The organism is Paraburkholderia unamae, assembly GCF_003096875.1.
Lineage (GTDB): Bacteria > Pseudomonadota > Gammaproteobacteria > Burkholderiales > Burkholderiaceae > Paraburkholderia > Paraburkholderia unamae.
Window position 1 is genome coordinate 1 of sequence record NZ_QEOB01000024.1, and the last position, 17,437, is coordinate 17,437.

Annotated in this window: 17 protein-coding genes and 1 pseudogene; 6 read left to right on the forward strand and 12 right to left on the reverse strand. The window is 65.8% G+C overall.

Features of this window, described 5'->3' with window-relative positions:
• On the forward strand, positions 1–97 hold a 97-nt coding region (locus tag C7402_RS36355), incomplete at its 5' end, for a 4Fe-4S dicluster domain-containing protein (protein ID WP_133254623.1).
• A 54-nt stretch (positions 98–151) separates the two neighbouring features.
• Here the strand turns inward: C7402_RS36355 and bla are convergent.
• Positions 152–1,039, reverse strand: coding sequence for a class A beta-lactamase (gene bla / locus C7402_RS36360; RefSeq protein WP_116614018.1), 888 nt, complete (start codon positions 1,037–1,039; stop codon positions 152–154).
• Positions 1,040–1,276: 237 nt separating this feature from the next.
• On the opposite strand from bla, the gene C7402_RS36365 reads away from it, so the two are divergent.
• The gene (locus tag C7402_RS36365) at positions 1,277–1,597 is read left to right on the forward strand and encodes a hypothetical protein (protein ID WP_112176005.1); all 321 of its coding nucleotides are present in this window, start codon (positions 1,277–1,279) and stop codon (positions 1,595–1,597) included.
• 140 nt (positions 1,598–1,737) lie between these two features.
• Here C7402_RS36365 and C7402_RS36370 read toward each other — a convergent pair whose 3' ends face one another.
• From C7402_RS36370 to C7402_RS36385, 5 genes and pseudogenes are all read right to left on the reverse strand, one after another.
• A complete protein-coding gene (locus C7402_RS36370) occupies positions 1,738–2,961 on the reverse strand; it encodes an MFS transporter (RefSeq protein WP_116614019.1) in 1,224 nt (407 codons plus the stop codon).
• A gap of 37 nt (positions 2,962–2,998) precedes the next feature.
• On the reverse strand, positions 2,999–3,997 hold the full coding sequence (locus tag C7402_RS36375; RefSeq protein ID WP_116614020.1) for a SphA family protein: 999 nt from the start codon (positions 3,995–3,997) through the stop codon (positions 2,999–3,001).
• Positions 3,998–4,402: 405 nt separating this feature from the next.
• Positions 4,403–5,230, reverse strand: a complete 828-nt coding sequence (locus C7402_RS48070) for a class I adenylate-forming enzyme family protein (protein WP_279635593.1) — start codon at positions 5,228–5,230, stop codon at positions 4,403–4,405.
• 73 nt (positions 5,231–5,303) lie between these two features.
• Positions 5,304–6,068 (reverse strand): annotated as a pseudogene (locus tag C7402_RS48075) (AMP-binding protein); the annotation flags it as partial.
• 10 nt (positions 6,069–6,078) lie between these two features.
• The gene (locus tag C7402_RS36385) at positions 6,079–7,398 is read right to left on the reverse strand and encodes an MFS transporter (protein ID WP_116614021.1); all 1,320 of its coding nucleotides are present in this window, start codon (positions 7,396–7,398) and stop codon (positions 6,079–6,081) included.
• Positions 7,399–7,776: 378 nt separating this feature from the next.
• On the opposite strand from C7402_RS36385, the gene C7402_RS36390 reads away from it, so the two are divergent.
• Complete coding sequence (locus C7402_RS36390) at positions 7,777–8,352, forward strand: DUF4142 domain-containing protein (RefSeq protein ID WP_116614022.1); 576 nt, start codon at positions 7,777–7,779, stop codon at positions 8,350–8,352.
• 54 nt (positions 8,353–8,406) lie between these two features.
• Here the strand turns inward: C7402_RS36390 and C7402_RS36395 are convergent, their stop codons facing one another.
• Positions 8,407–9,006 (reverse strand): TMEM175 family protein, encoded by a 600-nt coding sequence (locus tag C7402_RS36395; protein ID WP_116614023.1) that lies wholly within the window; start codon positions 9,004–9,006, stop codon positions 8,407–8,409.
• Between the two features lie 159 nt (positions 9,007–9,165).
• Between C7402_RS36395 and C7402_RS36400 the strand changes: the two genes are divergently transcribed.
• Both C7402_RS36400 and C7402_RS36405 read left to right on the forward strand, forming a co-directional pair.
• Positions 9,166–9,873, forward strand: coding sequence for a cytochrome b/b6 domain-containing protein (locus C7402_RS36400; protein ID WP_116614024.1), 708 nt, complete (start codon positions 9,166–9,168; stop codon positions 9,871–9,873).
• A 79-nt stretch (positions 9,874–9,952) separates the two neighbouring features.
• Complete coding sequence (locus tag C7402_RS36405) at positions 9,953–10,237, forward strand: H-NS family nucleoid-associated regulatory protein (protein WP_116614025.1); 285 nt, start codon at positions 9,953–9,955, stop codon at positions 10,235–10,237.
• Positions 10,238–10,300: 63 nt separating this feature from the next.
• Here C7402_RS36405 and kdgD read toward each other — a convergent pair whose 3' ends face one another.
• The 5 genes from kdgD to C7402_RS36430 form a co-directional block, all read right to left on the reverse strand.
• Positions 10,301–11,218, reverse strand: a complete 918-nt coding sequence (gene kdgD / locus C7402_RS36410) for a 5-dehydro-4-deoxyglucarate dehydratase (protein WP_116614026.1) — start codon at positions 11,216–11,218, stop codon at positions 10,301–10,303.
• A gap of 51 nt (positions 11,219–11,269) precedes the next feature.
• Entirely contained in the window at positions 11,270–12,619 is a 1,350-nt protein-coding gene (gene gudD / locus C7402_RS36415; protein ID WP_116614027.1) for a glucarate dehydratase, read from the reverse strand.
• Between the two features lie 103 nt (positions 12,620–12,722).
• Positions 12,723–13,811 (reverse strand): lactonase family protein, encoded by a 1,089-nt coding sequence (locus C7402_RS36420; RefSeq protein ID WP_116614028.1) that lies wholly within the window; start codon positions 13,809–13,811, stop codon positions 12,723–12,725.
• 30 nt (positions 13,812–13,841) lie between these two features.
• Entirely contained in the window at positions 13,842–15,173 is a 1,332-nt protein-coding gene (locus C7402_RS36425) for an MFS transporter (RefSeq protein ID WP_116614029.1), read from the reverse strand.
• A 375-nt stretch (positions 15,174–15,548) separates the two neighbouring features.
• Entirely contained in the window at positions 15,549–16,289 is a 741-nt protein-coding gene (locus C7402_RS36430; RefSeq protein WP_112175972.1) for a FadR/GntR family transcriptional regulator, read from the reverse strand.
• Positions 16,290–16,699: 410 nt separating this feature from the next.
• On the opposite strand from C7402_RS36430, the gene C7402_RS36435 reads away from it, so the two are divergent.
• A complete protein-coding gene (locus C7402_RS36435) occupies positions 16,700–17,428 on the forward strand; it encodes a c-type cytochrome (RefSeq protein ID WP_373864474.1) in 729 nt (242 codons plus the stop codon).
• Positions 17,429–17,437 lie beyond the last annotated feature (9 nt).

Below are 17,437 nucleotides of genomic sequence, written 5' to 3' on the forward strand. Positions count from 1 at the left end.
CGTGCACTGCAAGACCTGCGACATCAAGGACCCGACGCAGAACATCGTGTGGGTCACGCCGGAAGGCGGCGGCGGTCCGAACTATCCGAACATGTGATGCCGGAAGCGCATACACATCGCCCGGCGCGGCGCACAGGCAAACACGGGCGGTTCACGCACGCGCCCTCGCCCACGTGACGAACGCCGCGCCCGCTTCGCGCAGGACGGCTTCGCGCCGCGCCATGTCGAGCCCCGGCGCATCGTAATACGTGGCGACGACCAGCGGCGCGCGGCCCGGCGGTCGCACGATCACGTAGTCGTTGGTTTCCCCTTCGACGCTCGTGCCGGGCCGGTCGCCCGCGCGCCAGTCCGGCGGCAGGGACGCGCGAATCCGGTTGCGTCCCGGCGTGGACGCGATCATCCAGTCTTCGAGTTGCTGGCGTGACTGCGCGCCCAGCACATCGCCCAGCAAGATCTTCCTAGCCGATCCGACGATCGCGCGCGGCGTCGTGGTATCGCGCTCGCCGTCGCGCTGGTTCGAAGCGGGCTCGTAGCGATCGGAACGCGTCACGTCGTCGCCGATGTCGCGCATGAAACGCGTGAGCGCCGCCGGGCCGCCTGCGCCGCGCATCAGCAGGATCGCCGCCGTGTTGTCGCTCACTTCGACCGCGGCCTTGCAAAGCGCGCCAACCGTCATCGCGCCTTGCGCGAGATTTGCCTTCGTCACTGGCGACGTGAAGATGAGGTCGCGCTCCGTATAGCGCACTTCGCGATCGAGCCGCTCATGCCCCGCATCGACGCGCGCAAGTATCTGCGCGGCCAGCATGCCCTTGAACGTGCTGCACATGAGAAAGCGCTCGTCGGCGCGCCAGGCGAGCGTGGCGCCCGAGCCGGTATCGACGGCAAACACGCCGAGCCGCCCGCCACTGCGGCGCTCGATCGCGGCGAATGGCGACTCGGCGGCGAACAGCGCGCGCGACGCGCCGCCCATGCCGAGAAGTAACGGAAATCCGATAGCCAGCTTGCGGCGTTTTCGCGAGATCGTCGCGGCGTTGCTCATCGTTCACCTCGAAATGGTTGTCGGGCGACCGCGTGCAGCGAGCGCGGCCGAGCCGAAACCTTACCAAAATCCCGTCACGGGAAGGGCTCGATTCGAGGTGCTCGAATCTCCACGAAGGAATCGCGCTAACTCGTTGTTACCAAACTCGCAGCACCGTTGCACCTGTGTCAGGACGCGCCGCCTAGACTCCGAACCGTGCACATCAACAACGCACGACCTGTGCGGAGGAGTGACGATATGAAGAAGATGATTCTCGGCGTGGTCCTGGGTGCCGCCACGTTGGCCGCGTCGGCCGCGGCAAGTGCGCATGTGGATGTCGCGTTGGGCATTGGCGTGCCGGTCGCGACGTATGCTCCGGTGCAACCGGTTTATGCCGCTCCGCCGCCTGTGCAATACGGCCCGGCTCCGGTCGCGGTGGACTGGCGCGGCGACGACGACTGGCGCGCGCGCCAATGGCGTGAACAGCAATGGCGCCGGCACGAATGGCGTGAGCACCAGTGGCGCGAGCGCGAGTGGCGTGAGCGGCAGTGGCGCGATCGTGACCGCGGCGGCTATTGAGTCGATGGCGGCGTATCACGCCGATACAAGGGGCTAGCCAGCTAGCCCAGGCGATGAACGGCCGCGTCGTTCGCGGCCGTCATCAACCCGCTGTGTGAAGGTATGCCCTCGTTACCTTCGTCACCTTCTTTACGTATGGCTCAACCGTGCGCCGCGACCACGTTCGCGTCGCCCTGCCCGGCTGCCCAGCGCGGGCGTGTGCCGCGCGCGAGAATCGGCAGTCGCACCGAGCAGGCAAGCACACCCGCCACGATGGTGATGACCATCGGCAACGGTGTCGGCGCGGCCTGCGCCGCGAAACACACCGGACCGCTCAACAGCACGCCCAGCAGCGTGATTTGCGTAACGAGGCCGCTGGTCGCGCCAATGCTCTCGGGCGAAGGCGCCACGCTCGGCGTATAAGCCCACATGCCCGTGAGCACGCCGCTTGCGAACAGCAGGAGCCACGAGAGCGCGATCGAAGCCGGCACGCCGAGCGGCAGCGCGTAGATCGCTACGGCGGGCACGCCCGTCACGAGAATCGCGAGGATACCGGTACGCACGGGCGGCGCGCCCCAGTCGAGCAGCTTGCCGAACAGCAGGCAGCCGAGCGCGTTCATGGCCATCGCGCCCACGTTCCACATGTTCACCGTCATCGGGTCCGTGCCGTAGTGCGCGTGCAGATACGGCGCGAGCGTCGCGATGATGCCTACGTGCAGGAACGCGTCGCCACCAATCGAAATGCCGAGCAGATACGGCCACGGCGAGCGCAGCACCGCGCCAATGCCGGCCGTGCGCGAAAGCTGACGCGAGCTCTTGTCGCGCGCGGGAATGCTGGCGATGAGCACGAGCGTGGCCAGCACCGTGATCGCGGCATGGCCGATGAAGGCCGTGCGCCAGTTGCCGGTGGCGAACACCAGGCCCGCGGTGAGGAACGGAATGATCATGCTCACGGGCACGAAGGTCGACCAGACCGCGATCGCCATGTTGCGTCGCTTCTCGTCCACCACGCGAATGAGCAGCGTGATGGCCGAAACCGCCATCAGCACATAGCCGAGGCCGCACACGCCGCGACCGATGAGCAGCGCCTGCATGGTGGGCGCGGCGACTACGATCGCGTCGCCCACGATCATGGCGACGCTGCCGGCCACGAGCACCTGCTTGTCGCCGAAGCGGTCGACGAAATAGCCGGCGCCGAGCGCGCCGAGCGCCACCATCACCGACGGCAGCGACATGACGAGGCCGATGAGCGAAGGGTCGCGCGGATGGAATTCGGCGGCGATGGCGTCGAGCACGGGTATCGCCCCGCCCACCGTCATGGCGGCGAGCACGCCGAGGCTGTAGATGACCGCGATCCGGAATGCGGACGAACGAGTGAAGCTCATGAGGGTCTCCTGGTGGGTCCTTTTTTGGGTCCTGGGCTCAGAACGCGTGAATCCAGCGCAGATTCAGATGGAAGCCTGAAAAGGTGTTGCGCTCCACGACCGGCAGATAGATGTTGGCGAACACGACGTTCTTCGGATTGATGGTCCACATCGCGCCCGGCCCCAGCGAAAGATTCGTGGTGCGCGAGCCTGCCATCGGCTGGCCGTTCACGTGGTCGTCGCTCAACTGGCGAAACCAGAAGCCGTTCAGACCCACCGCCACGCTCGGCAGCACCTTGTACGAGGCCGCGAAGTTGACCCAGACCGCCTGTCCCGCGCGAAACGAGTCGACCGGGCCGGGGAAGCCGTCCGAGTTGTTGACGCCGGGGTTGCCGTTCGTGAAGTTGTAGAGGTAATGCAGCCGCATCGAAACTTCGGTCTTCGGCGTGGGCAGGAAAGTCATCGACCAGTACGGGTTGATCGACCAGAAGTTGCTGCCCTGGTTGACGAGTTTCGTCGGGTCATAGGCGCCCGTGGGCGCGATCACGTCGAATTCGAAGCGCTGCACGAAGACCGGGCGGCCCCCGGCGATGACGGGCGCGAACTGCCAGAACGGGCCGAACGTGGTGTCGCCGGCATTCACGCCCGTGTTCGAGGTGAGCGGAACAAAGCTGTTCGCGTCGTCGTGCGCATTCAGATAAACGACCGGTTGCAGCACGGTGAAGCCGAGCGCGCCGCCGAGCAGCTTGAACGGCGAGGTGTAGATGATCTGCGGCAGCCACACGAGCGACTGCGACTGGCCGTTCTTGAAGAGGCCGTTGGGGTCGCCGGTGTTGGTATAGAACTTGTCGTTGTTCTCGTATTGCAGAAGCTGGATCGTGGCCCAGCCCGGGTCGGTGCTGCCAAATGCGTCGTAGAACGTCGTCGCGCCGAGATCGATGCCGGCAGGCTGATAAGTCGAAGCCTGAGCAGCGTGATACGGCAGCGTGCCGCACGCCAGCATGGCCGCGCAACGGATCGCGCGCAGGCAGCCCTTCGCGATGGATTTCGCCTTCATAATGTCTCCACGTGTATTTCTTCTGGTCAAAACTGGTCTCGCGCCGCATGCCCGTTCTGCATCACATGCTTAGGTATCCTTTGAAACTGTCCTGGCATCGCGCGTGAACAGCCTCGATTGCGCGACGCTCGCCTCGCGCGTTCATTCCGCGCGACGGAAAGACGGGTGAGTTCGATGCAAAAGGAATTTACGCCGCGCCGTGGAGAACCAAGGCGGGATTTCCGTCAAGTGAACACGCGATCCGCAATGGGGAGCGTGGCGCCCGCTTGCGAGCGCGAGGGGCTACGGGTTAGCCCTGATGCGGTGTGCGATGGACGCGAAGGCGCATGACGCGACCGGAATCCGGCAGCGTCATGGGGAGTGAAAACGGGAATACGGTTTGAAAGCGCGAATGCCGCGCCCTCGCTACCTCAACTCGCGCCGCAAAATCTTCCCCGTTGCCGTTTTCGGCAATTCGTCGCGAAACTCGACCACGCGCGGGTACTTGTACGCGGCCATGCGGGCCTTGCAGAACGCGATCAACTCCGCGGCGTCCGCCGTCGCGCCCGCGCGCAGACTCACGACGGCCTTCACGGTCTCGCCGCGCCTTGGATGGGGCACGCCCACCACGGCGGCTTCGCGCACGGCGGGATGGCTGTACAGCACGTCCTCGACTTCGCGCGGCCATACCTTGAAACCGGCCGCATTGATCATGTCCTTCTTGCGATCGACCAGATAGAACCAGCCCGCCTCGTCCATGAAGCCCACGTCGCCCGTGTGGAACCAGCCGTCGCGGAACGCGTTGGCCGTCTCCGCCGCGTTGTTCCAGTAGCCGGGCACGACCATCGGCCCACGGCAGACGATCTCGCCTGTCGCGCCCGGTGCGAGCATCTGGCCCGCCTCGTCCACGATCGCCGCCTGTGCGCCCGGAACCGGCACGCCTATGGCCAGCGCGCCGCTGTGCGGATCGACAGGCGCCCGCCTGAGCAACGGCACCATATGCGTGGGCGAGTTCGTTTCGGTGAGCCCATAAGCGCCGTGAATGTCGTGGCCGAACTTCGCGCGAAACGCTTCGACCACGCTGGGCGCAATGGGTGCGCCGCCCGAATAGATCTTCGTGAGCGTCGCCAGTTTTTCCGGTGCGGCATCGGCGTGATGCAGCAGCGCGATGAACACGGTGATCGCGCCGATCGTGAACTCCGCGCGATGTTCCGCTACGGCGTCGAGCGTCGCGCCGGGATCGAAGCGATGCATGAGGATGAGCGGCGCGCGCGATCAATGCCGCGCCGATATGGCCGACCAGTCCGGTAATGTGAAAGAGCGGCGCCACGCCGAGAATCGGGCCGCCCTCGCGCAGGCCGACGAAATCGCGGTACGTCTGCGCGTTGAACGCGAAATTGCCGTGCGTGCAGATCGCGCCTTTGGGGCGGCCGCTCGTTCCCGAGGTGTAGACGAGCATGGCGGGATCGTCGGCCGTGAAGGTGACAGGTGCGGGCTTGCGACCCTGCGCGGCCCGCGCCGCCCTCAGGAGATCGCGAGCGCCCTCGCCTGTTCCGGCTGCATCCCGTTGCGCGACGAACACGCGCGGGTCGTCGCGCGTTTGCATGGCGCGCGCGCCGGTGGTGAGCACGTGTGGCGCGGTCTTGCCGTCGGCCTCGATGCACTCGATCACTTCGCGCACCACTTCGCCTTCGAGCGCGTCGTCGCAGATCAGCACGCGCGTTTGCGAATCGTCGAGCAGCAGCCGCAATTCGCGCGCGCGGTTCATCGGGTTGATCGGCACCATCACCGCGCCCGCTTTCCAGATGCCGAGCAACGCGATCACAAACTGCGGCACGTTCTGCAAATAGAGCGCGACGCGATCGCCGCGTCGCACCTCGTGGTCGTGCAGCACGCAGGCTACGGCGTCGCTCCACGTATCGAGCGCTTGCCAGTCGAGCCTGCCGTCGAAGTAGAGCAGCGCGCTGGCGTGTGGCGCATGCGCGAGCGCCGCTGCGAAGATGTCGAGGCCGTTGCTGTATTCAGGCTTCGGGTTCGCGTCGATGCCGGGGTCATACAGCTTGCGCCATGGGTCGCTTTCGTAGGCGTTCACGTTCGTCTCCTCACGCCGCGCGCGCCGGTTGCGCGGGCTGCCCCACCGTGTCGCGCGCCATGAACCAGTAAAAGAGCGCGGCGCACCCGGCAATCACGCCGCCCATCACGAAGGCGAGCGAGTACGAACCCGTGCGGTCGACGATCAAACCGGCCACGACCGGCGAGAATGCGCCGCCGAAATAGCCGCCGAAGTTCTGGATCGAACTCACGGAGGCGACCATCGAAGACGGTGCGATGTCGGCCGCGAGCGCCCACGCATTGCCGATGGTGGCCGCGATGCACGCCAGCCCGAGCGTCATCAACGTGACCGTCGCGCCTATCGTGCTCACGAACGGCAGCGCCACCGCGCACACGGCCGCGCCAAGCGAGCCCGCCACGATCAGCATGCGCTTGGCGACCATCGGCGAGGCCACGTGGCGATCGACGAGCTTCTTCGCGACCCAGCCCGCCGCAATCTCGCCCGCCGCGCCGCCAAACCACGGAATGCTCGCATAGACGCCAAGTTGTGCGAACGAAATATGGAAGCGATCGAGCAGATAGAGCGGCAGGAACACGAGAAAGAGATTCCACAGCCAGATCGCGCAGAAATAGCCGAAGATCATGCCCCACACGCTGCGCGAGGCGAACAGCGCGCGCCAGCGAATGGGCGCGCTTTTGAGCGAGCGCTCGTGGCCGCCGCCGCCCGCTTCGATATAGGCGAACTCCTCGCGCGTGAGCCGCTTGCTTTGCGCGGGGTTGCGATAGAGAAGCAGAAACAGCACGGCAAAGACGATGCCGATGGCGCCCGTCACGTGAAACAGCGAGCGCCAGCCGAACGCGATCATCAGCGCGACCAGCACGGCGGGCGCGAGCGCGGGCCCCCACTTCGACGACGAATCCCAGATGCCGGTCGCGAAACCACGCTCCTTGGCCGGAAACCAGGCGGCCGTGATCTTCGCGGAAGTCGGCCAGCACGGCGCCTCGCCCACGGCGAGCAGCACGCGCATGACGATGAGCCCCGAGATCGAACCGACCACGCCCGTGAGCCAGGTCGCCACACTCCACCAGATCATGCCCACCGCATAGGCGCGCTTCGCGCCGAAGCGGTCGATGATCCAGCCCGCCGGCAGTTGCATGACCGCGTAAGTCCACGCGAACACGGTGCCGAGCAGCCCGATTTGCGTGCGCGTGAGGCCAAGGTCCTGAATCATGCCAGGCGCTGCAATCGCGAGATTCGCGCGATCGAGGTAATTGATGATGCCGCCGATCAGCAGCCAGATGAGCACACGCCAGCGGAAGTTCGTGAGCGTGGTCGTGGTGGATGCGCTTGCAACCAGTTTGTCGTCCATCCTGTCTCCTTCCTCGTTGGTCTGCTTTTTTGCACGCACGAGTGCGTGCCCAGATCGTGGGATGTTTCGCAGCGCGCCGCTTGCCGCGCCGAGGGACATTGTGCGCCGGTTGGCGCGAATGGAAAACGCCGTATCCGCATAAACGCATGACATGGCGGCGTGCTTGACAACGAACATGACAGTCGATCGTTCGCACCGGGCCTCTTACCAACCGTTACACAAGCGACGCGATCGTTTCACCTGTAGCGCGGCCGAGTTCCTAGAATTCCTCAGACCGTTGAGCAGCAAAGCGCTTCACGCAAGACGGTCCCGCGCAAAGCCGCACTGCCCACGGCGTTGCGCGTGCATTCGATACCAATCACGCAGAAAGGAGTTCACATGACCCGCCTCTCGCTTGCTTCTCTCATCACGGCTTCGGCCGCCAGCCTCTGCGCCGTCACGTTGAGCGCCCATGCGCAAACCCCCGCGCCCGCCGCGGCTTCCGCCACGACCGCGGCCACGGCCGGCGCGCACGAGTTGCACGCGGCCGACAAGGCCTTCGTCGCCGACGGCACGCAAACGGTCGCGACGCAGCGCGATGCCGCGCGCATTGCCGACTCGCGCTCGACTGACCGCGAAGTGAAGGCCTTCGCGGAGAAACTGGTCGCCGACTACACGAAGCTTTCGGATTCGATGCGCGCGGCGAGCCCGCGCGGCGTGGACGTGCCGCGCGACGATCCCGACACCGCCGTGCTGGCCGGTGTGAAGGACTTGCGCGGCGCGGACTTCGACAAGGCGTATATCGAGCAGGTTGCGCTGGCCGGTCAGCAGAAAACGCTTTCGGCGTTCCAGGCGGAGATCGCCTCGGGTCGCGACGCGGGCCTCAAGAAGGCCGCGACGGAAGGTCTGCCCGTGATCCAGGCCGACTACGCGAAGGCGCAGGAACTTGCCAAGCGCAAGCACCTGGCAGGCTGATGATGAAGTGATGTCGCAGGGGCCTGGCGTGCAAGCGCGGGCCCTTGCCCCGGGCTACTCGTCCTTCTGTTCGCTCGTCGTCATGGCGAGCCGCTCCATGCGCTTGTCGGGCACGAGCCAGAGCAGCGCGACGATGAAGTAGAAAATCGCGCCAATATGCGGGTAATCGAGCGCCGCGAGCGCGAAGCCCGCGAGATAGAGCACCGGCGAAATCTTGCCCTTTACATCGTTGCCCAACGCGATGGCGAGCGCGCTGTGCGTGCCGTGATAGCGCACGAGTGCGAATTGCAGCACCACATAGGCAACGGCGCACAGCAGCAGGTTGACGCCGTAAAGCGCGGTAGGCCAGCGGCCGAAGTGGTTCTCGCCCATCCAGCCCGTGGTGAACGGCAGGAGCGAAAGCCAGAACAGCAGATGCAGGTTGGCCCACAGCACCGCGCCGTTCACACGCCGCGCCGCGTGCAGCATGTGGTGATGGTTGTTCCAGTAGATCCCCACGTAGATGAAGCTCAGCACATAGCTCAGGTACACCGGCCAGAGCGGCACGAGCTCGGCGAGGTCGTCGCCGTGCGGCACCTTGAGTTCCAGCACCATGATGGTGATGATGATGGCGAGCACGCCGTCGCTGAAGGCTTCGAGTCGGTTTTTTTCCATCTGCCAGGTCGGCTTGCAAGGAGTGTAAGGTCAGCGGCAAGTATCGCCGAAGTCGTGGCGCGACGCCATGCATGCCGGGCGCCTGCGCGTTGCGCCCGGCCGAAGCGGGCGTTCCTGGCCTATGATGTCCAGGAGCGCCGCGCCCGCCCGCACCCGATCATGAGATCCCGCCCTCCTGCCACGACATCCGTCACGCCCGCAACCGACGACCGCCCTGCGCGCAGCGTGCGGGTGTGGGATCTGCCCAGGCGGCTTTTTCACTGGCTGACCGTCGTGCTGGTGGCGGCCGCGTACGTCACGCAACGCCTGAACTGGATGCAGACCCACGTGCGCCTGGGCGAGACGCTGCTCGCGCTCGTGCTGTTTCGCATCCTGTGGGGGTGTTTCGGCAGCGAGACCGCGCGCTTCTCGCGCTTCGTCGCCTCGCCGCACAAGGCGGTCGAGCACCTGCGGCATCTGTTGCGGCGCGAGCCCGACGTGCAGGTGGGCCACAACGCGGCGGGCGGCTGGATGGTCCTCTTGCTGCTGGCACTGCTGCTCGTCGTCACGCTCACCGGCCTCTACGACAACAACGACATCGCCGACGAAGGCCCGCTCAGCGAAATCGTGCCCGCGAAAATCGCCAATGCGATCGGCAGCCTGCACGCGCTGGGCTGGGACGTGCTCGCGGGCGCGGTCGTGCTGCACGTGTGCGCGATCGCCGTCTATGCGCTCGCGAAAGGCCACAATCTGGTCGGCCCGATGCTCACCGGCAAAAAGCGCCTGCCCGCCTCGGTGCGTGCGCCCGCACGCGGATCGTTGTGGCTCGCGGCCTTGCTGATGGGCGTATCGGGCGTCGTGGTCGCGCTGCTCGCCGCGTATCTTTGAAGCTTGAAGCGCAAATTCCGCGCAAACCTCGCGCAGCGCGTAAAATCAGCGGCTCGTTTTCACTCGACACGATTTACCCATGGCAACCTACCGCGAACTGCTCGCCCAGAAGCGCGAGCTCGACGAGCGCATCGAAGCGGCGCGCGCCGAAGCGGCGAACCAGGCCCTCGCCAGCGTGCGCGCGACGATCGCCGAATACGGCTTCACCCCTGACGAGGTGTTCGGCAAGCCGCGCCGCGAAAAAGCGGACAAGGCGGACAAGGCCGCAGACAACGAGGGCAAGGCCGGCAAAGGACGCAAAGGTAACAGCAAGCGCGAGCGCGCCAACCTGGACCTGTTCGGCGACACGGCCGAGAACGCCTGAGCCGTACGCGCGCCTTTATCGCGCCTTTAATCGGCAAACAGGGCCGCGAGGGCCCTGGCGGTGTTACTGCGCGCCGAGTTTCTTGATCAGCACGTCGAGCTGCGCCACTTCCTCTTCCGTGAGGTCGGTGAGCGGCGCGCGCACCGGGCCCGCGTCGCGGCCCACGAGCTTCGCGCCCGCCTTCACGATGCTCACGGCGTAGCCCGCGCGGCGATTGCGGATCGCGAGGTACGGCAGGAAGAACTCGTCGATGAGCTTGCCGACCGTCGCGTGGTCGTCGGCGGCAATCGCACGGTAGAACGCCATGGCCGTCTTCGGGATGAAGTTGAACACCGCCGACGAATACACGGGCACGCCCAGCGCCTTGTAAGCCGCCGCGTAGACTTCGGCCGTGGGCAGGCCGCCCAGGTACGAGAAGCGGTCGCCCAGACGGCGGCGAATCGTCACCATCGCCTCGATCTCGCCTACGCCGTCCTTGAAGCCGATCAGGTTCTCGCAGCGGTCCGCGAGCTGTTCGAGCATGTCGGCGTTGAGCTTGGAGTTGGCGCGGTTATAAACGATCACGCCCATTTTCGGCACGGCCTTGCAAACCTGCTCCACGTGCGCGGCAATGCCTTCCTGCGACGCTTCCGTGAGGTAGTGCGGCATCAGCAGAATGCCCTGCGCGCCATTGCGCTCGGCTTCCTGCGCGTATTCGATGGCCACGCGCGTCGCGCCGCCCGCGCCCGCGAGAATCGGCACCTTGCCCTTGCAGGTTTCAGTGGCCGTCTTGATGACCTGCGAGTATTCGCTTTTCGTGAGCGAGAAGAATTCGCCCGTGCCGCCCGCCGCGAACAGCGCGCTCGCGCCATACGGGGCCAGCCATTCCAGGCGCTCGGCATAGGTGTTCGCGCGGAAGTTGCCTTGCGCGTCGAAGTCGGTCACGGGAAACGAAAGCAGGCCTTCGGAGACGATTTGCTTGAGTTCTTGCGGCGTGGTCATGGTGTGGATCCTGTCGCTGAGTCGGTAAAAATGTTCGGTTGAAGACGGCGTTCAGCGCACGAGGCACGGACGCTTGTTGTCGAATTTCCAGTTGGGAATCAGGTATTGCATGGCGATGGCGTCGTCGCGCGCGCCGAGGCCGTGTTGCTGGTAGAGCGCGTGCGCCCTCTCCAGCTCGTCCATGTCGATCTCGATGCCGAGGCCCGGCTTTTGCGGCACCTGCACCTTGCCGCCCACGATTTGCAGCGGCTCGCGCGTGAGGCGCTGGCCGTCCTGCCAGATCCAGTGCGTGTCGATGGCCGTGATCTTGCCGGGCGCCGCCGCGGCGGCATGCGTGAACATCGCAAGCGAGATATCGAAGTGGTTGTTCGAATGCGAGCCCCACGTGAGGCCCCAGTCGTTGCACATCTGCGCCACGCGCACCGAGCCCTGCATGGTCCAGAAGTGCGGGTCGGCGAGCGGAATGTCCACGGATTGGAGCTGGATGGCGTGACCCATCTGCCGCCAGTCGGTCGCGATCATGTTGGTGGCCGTGGGCAGGCCCGTGGCGCGACGGAATTCGGCCATCACCTCGCGGCCCGAATAGCCGTTCTCCGCCCCGCACGGGTCTTCCGCGTAGGCGAGCACGTCGTGTTTGTCGCGGCACAGGCGCACGGCTTCGGCCAGCGACCACGCGCCGTTCGGGTCGAGCGTCACGCGCGCTTCGGGAAAGCGCTCGGCCAGCGCCGTGACCGCTTCCATTTCCGCATCGCCCGCCAGCACGCCGCCCTTGAGCTTGAAATCGTTGAAGCCGTAGCGCGCTTTGGCGGCTTCGGCCAGACGCACGACCGCTTCCGGCGTCATCGCCTCTTCGGTGCGCAGGCGCTCCCAGTCGTCGCGGCCGTCGGCCCCGCTCGCGTACGCGAGGTCGGTCTTGTTGCGATCGCCGATGTAGAACAGATAGCCGAGCATCTCCACTTCGCTGCGCTGCTGGCCTTCGCCCAGCAGCGCGGCAACGGGCACGTTCAGATGCTGGCCGAGCAGGTCGAGCAGCGCGGCTTCGAGGGCCGTGACCGCGTGGATCGTGGTGCGCAGGTCGAACGTTTGCAGGCCGCGGCCGCCCGAATCGCGGTCGGCGAACTGCTTGCGCACGGTGTTGAGCACGGCCTGCATGTTGCCGATGGACTGACCGACCACGAACGCGCGCGCATCGTCCAGCGTCTTGCGGATCGCCTCGCCGCCCGGCACTTCGCCGATGCCGGTGTTGCCCGCGCTGTCGCGCAGCAGCACGACGTTGCGGGTGAAGAACGGGCCGTGCGCGCCGGAGAGGTTCAGCAGCATGCTGTCGCGGCCCGCCACGGGCACGACGCGCAGCTCGGTCACGACGGGCGTGGCGTTCGGTTGGACGGTTTGTGTGGACATGAACGGATTACCTGTAAAAATGCGGCGCGCGGCGCCCTCAAAATCAAACGTTTCAATTGTCTAAATTCGTGCCGTTAAAGCACTTTAGAAGACGCTAAAGCCGTTACGAACTCGCGGCGACGATTTCCACCCAGTTCGCGCCGTTGCCGCCCTCGCAGCGCGAGACGGGCGTGAGCGCGCCGCTGACCGTATCGATCGCATAAACCGAGACGTGCTGCGACTTCTCTCCGCACGCCACCAGAAAGCGCCCGGTGGGATCGATGCGAAAGCCGCGCGGCTGCGTTTCGGTCGCGCTCGCGCCCACGTATTCGAGCGCGCCGTCCTGCGCCACGCGCAGCGTGAGGATCTGGCTCGTGGTGCGCTCCGACACGTAGACGAAGCGGCCATCGGGCGAAACGTGGATATCGGCGGCCCAAACGAGCTTCGCCAGTTCGGCCGGATCGGGCTGCACGGGGTCCGTGGGGCTGGGGCGCGCGAAGCCGTCATTCAGATGCGCAAGCGCGGCGGCGCGCGGCGAAACGTGCCGCGCCGTGAGCTTGCCCGTGGCGGCGTCGCGCGCGAACGCCGCCACCGTGGCGCGGAATTCGCTCAGCACGTACAGCACATCGCCGTCCGGCGAGAAGCGCAGATGCCGCGGGCCGAAACCCGCGCCAAGGTCGACCGTGCCGATCTCGACGAGCCGGCCGGCCTCCTCCAGCGCGAAGCAGAACACGCGATCGCTGCCCAGCGACGACGCGTAGGCGAAACGCCCATCGGCGGAAACGATCACGGCATGCGCATGCTCGATACCCTCGATCACCTGGAGCGGTTCGCCCTTGCCGCTTTCCACATCGGTCACGCGGTACAGGCAAAGGCGGTGCTCGCCATACGATGCGCCCAGCAGGAAGCGCCCGAGCGGCTCCGCGCACAGATAGGCGAAGCTCGAATCGATCGGTGTTTGCACACGCGGCGCGAGGCCGCCGGATTGCGCGTCGATGGCGTAGTCGTTGATGCGCTTGTCCGCACCGCGCGTGGCCGCGTACAGGCGCTTGCGCTCGGGCGTGAGCGCCATCGGCATCACGTTGTCCTGCGCGCGCACGCGGGCATGCGGCGCGAGCGTGCCGCGAGTGGCGTCGAGATGCAGTACGCTGATGTCGCCATCTTTCGAGTTCGCGACGTAGACGAAAAAGCGGTCGGGGTTGGGCGGATTCATGTCGAAGGTTCTCCGTGAAGGCGGCCGGGCTCAATGCGCGCCGCTATGCACCGAATCTTGCGCGAAGGCGCGGCGCGACGGCTTGTTGCGTGCCAGGAACGCGGCGGCGGCGGCGATCAGCGAGGTCACGCCGAGTCCGTAGAGGCCGCCCGTGATCGAGCCCGTGTGCTGTTGCAGGTAGCCGAACGTGGCCGGCGCGAAGAAGCCGCCCAGGTTGCCGAGCGAATTGATCAGCGCGATCACGGCGGCGGCCACGCGGGTGTCGAGATAGCCTTGCGGCATCGGCCAGAACAGCGACGAAGCCGCCTTGAAGCCGATGGCCGAGAAACAGATCGCCACGAACGAGAACACCGCGTTGGCCGAAGTCGAAGCGAACAGGCCGCATGCGGCGATCACGAGGGCGAGGGCGAGCCACGCCTGCTGAAAGCGGTACCTGGCCGAGAGCAGCGCGAAGCAGTACATCGCGACGATGGCGATCAACCAGGGAATGGCGTTGTAGAGGCCCACCTGGAAGTCGGTGAGGTCGCCCATCTTGCGGATGATGGTGGGCAGCCAGAACGTGGCCGCGTAAATAGTGAGCTGGATGGCGAAATACAGGAAGCAGAACAGCACGATCTGCGGGTCTTTCAAAAGACGCAGCACCGGCACGTGCGCGCCCGTGGCGGCTTCGCGTTCGGCCTGCTCACGCGCCAGATACGTTTCGAGCGCGCCCTGCTCGTCGCTCGTGAGCCAGTGGGCGTCGCGAATGCGCGACTTCAGGAGCAGCCAGCTCACGCCGCACAGCAGAATCGAAAAGCCGCCTTCGATCAGGAACATCCATTGCCAGCCCGCGAGGCCTAAGCCGCGCACCGAAAGCAGCGCGCCCGTGATGGGGCCGGAGAGCACGGAGGCGAACGCCGAGCCCGCGAGGAATACCGCCGCCGCCTTGCCGCGCTCCTTTTGCGGCAGCCACTGCGCGAAGTAATAGATCACGCCGGGAAAGAAGCCCGCTTCGGCAATGCCCAGCAGAAAGCGCAGCACGTAGAACGAGGTGTCGTTATGCACGAACGCCATCGCCGCGGCCACCACGCCCCACGTGCCCATGATGCGCGTGAGCCAGGCGCGCGCGCCGAACTTCTGCATGAGCATGTTCGACGGCACTTCGAAGAGCGCGTAGCCGATGAAGAACAGACCCGCGCCGAACCCATACGCCGCCGCCGAAAGGCCGATGTCGGCCTTCATGTGCGCACCGGCGAAACCGACGTTCACGCGGTCGATGTAGTTCGCGATGAACATGATGAGAAAGAGCGGCAGCACGTGCCGCATGACCTTGGCGCTGGCCGACTCCAGCAGGTCTTCATAGGCGTTGGCAGGGGCGGACATCCGGGTTGTCTCCTTCAGGCGCACCGGTGGTGCACGGATGAGATGCTTCGTGGTACGTTGTCTGATGACATTGTATTCGCGCAGGCCGGACCGGCCAATGTGGTGTTTACCCCTGCGCCCCGCTACTGCCTTGGCATTGGGCGTGTGCCGTATGTTCACATATCGCGGACGAGTTCGGGAAGGCTTCCCCGGTTCAATTATGTTGTACGATGACTTAGCGCATACCCGCGCCGACCCCACAAGACCGGCGAGCCTGTGCGCACCTGATCCCGCAGCACAAAAACAAACAGCGGCCACGCGGGCCGCTGTTTGTTTTTGCGTGCAGGTCATTGATCTGGTTTGAACTGCGCCTGTTTGAACTGCGCCGGCTTCGAACTACGCCTTTTCCCCCGCCTCCACCGCCGCACGGCGCAAGCGCTCGCGGCTGCTCGACAGATGCATGCGCATGGCCGCGCGCGCGCCTTCGGGATCGTGGCGGGCGATGGCGTCGAAAATGCTTTCGTGTTCGCGGTTCACGAGTTCGGCATAGGCCTGGGGATCGCGATGCGCGATGCCCGCCGAATCGACGCGACGGCGCGGGATCAATGCCGCGCCCATCTGCGTGAGGATGTCGACGAAATAGCGGTTGCCGGTGGCGCGCGCCACCGAGACGTGGAACTCCAGGTCCGCGCCCGAGCTGTCGCCGCCCGTGCGGATGACGACGTCGAGCGCGTCGAGCGCCGCGCGCATGCCGGCGAGGTCGCGCTCGCTCGCACGCTGGGCGGCAAGACCCGCGGCCTCCGTTTCGAGGCTGATGCGCAACTCCAGCACGCACAGCACGTCGCCCAGCGTGCTGGCCGGCACGACGTCGAGATCGAGCGGCTCGCGGCGCGGCTCCAGCACGAAGCTGCCGATGCCGTGACGCGTTTCGATCACCCCCATGGCCTGCAAGCGCGAGATGGCCTCGCGCACCACCGTGCGGCTCACGCCCAGTTGCGTCATGAGACTGCTTTCAGTGGACAGCTTGTCGCCGGGCTTGAGCGTGCGCGAAGCGATCTGCTCATTGATGTAGTGGACGACCTGCTCGGCGAGATTGCGGCTACGCGCGGCAATGGGCGTGGCAAGCGACTCCGCCATGTGGTTCTCCTTGGCTCGATAGGTACGTTTATCGTTCCATTATACGTTGTCGGACAACCACACAACAGGGCCGAAACGGTCGTGGCAGCGGGCGTAATGGCGCGATGCGCGGGACGGAGGACATCGGATGACCAGCCGTTCGCGCCGGCGCACACGCTATTTCTCCATTCGAAACGGCTCTCATTTTATTTCGCATTCCGATCTAATTTGCCTCGCGCGCAAAACCCGATGTCGTTGTGTTAGCAAACATTTATCGCGCGGCTGTCGGTCGCAGATTTTTTTGCACAGCCTCGTGGCACGAATTTGGTTTTTTCTCCCATAATCTGTTCCGGAAGGTGCGCCCCGGCCGTCATTGAAAACGAGAATCCCCACGGACGGCGCTTCCACTGATATCGAATCGCAACGCGTTTGTGCCGTCACAATCCGCCACGAGGGAATCATTGAGAAACCGCATCGTCTTCCTCATCCTTGCGCTCGCGTTGCCGCTGGCACCGCTCTACGCGGCGCCGCCCGCCGAGCCCGCGCCTGACACGATGCAGGCCCGCGTGATGGGTTGCGCGGCCTGTCACGGCGCGCACGGCGAAGGCACCGACAACGACTACTTCCCGCGTCTCGCGGGCAAGCCGGCGGGCTATCTGTACAACCAGCTCATCGCGTTTCGCGACGGCGGCCGCAGCTATCCGCCGATGAACTATCTGCTCGCGTATCTGCCCGACGCGTACCTCAAACAGATTGCGGAATTCTTCGCGCACGAGCGTCCGCCCTATCCGCCGCCCGTCACGCCCACCGTGGACGCCGCCACGCTCGCGCTCGGCAAGTCGCTCGTCATGAACGGCGACGCTGCCCGCAAGGTGCCCGCGTGCGCGAGCTGCCACGGCGCGGCGCTCACGGGCATGCAGCCGGCCATTCCGGGGCTCGTGGGCCTGCATGCGAACTACATCAGCGCGCAGCTCGGGGCGTTCCGCTACGGCACGCGCCGCGCCGCCGCCCCGGACTGCATGCACGACATCGCCACGCATCTCGCCGATCGCGACATCACCGCGATCGCGGCCTGGCTCTCGTCGCAACCCGCGCCCGCCGACACGACGCCAGCCGCGCCCTCGCCGCTGCCGCTCGCGTGCGGCAGCGTCCATAACTAGCCGGGGCCC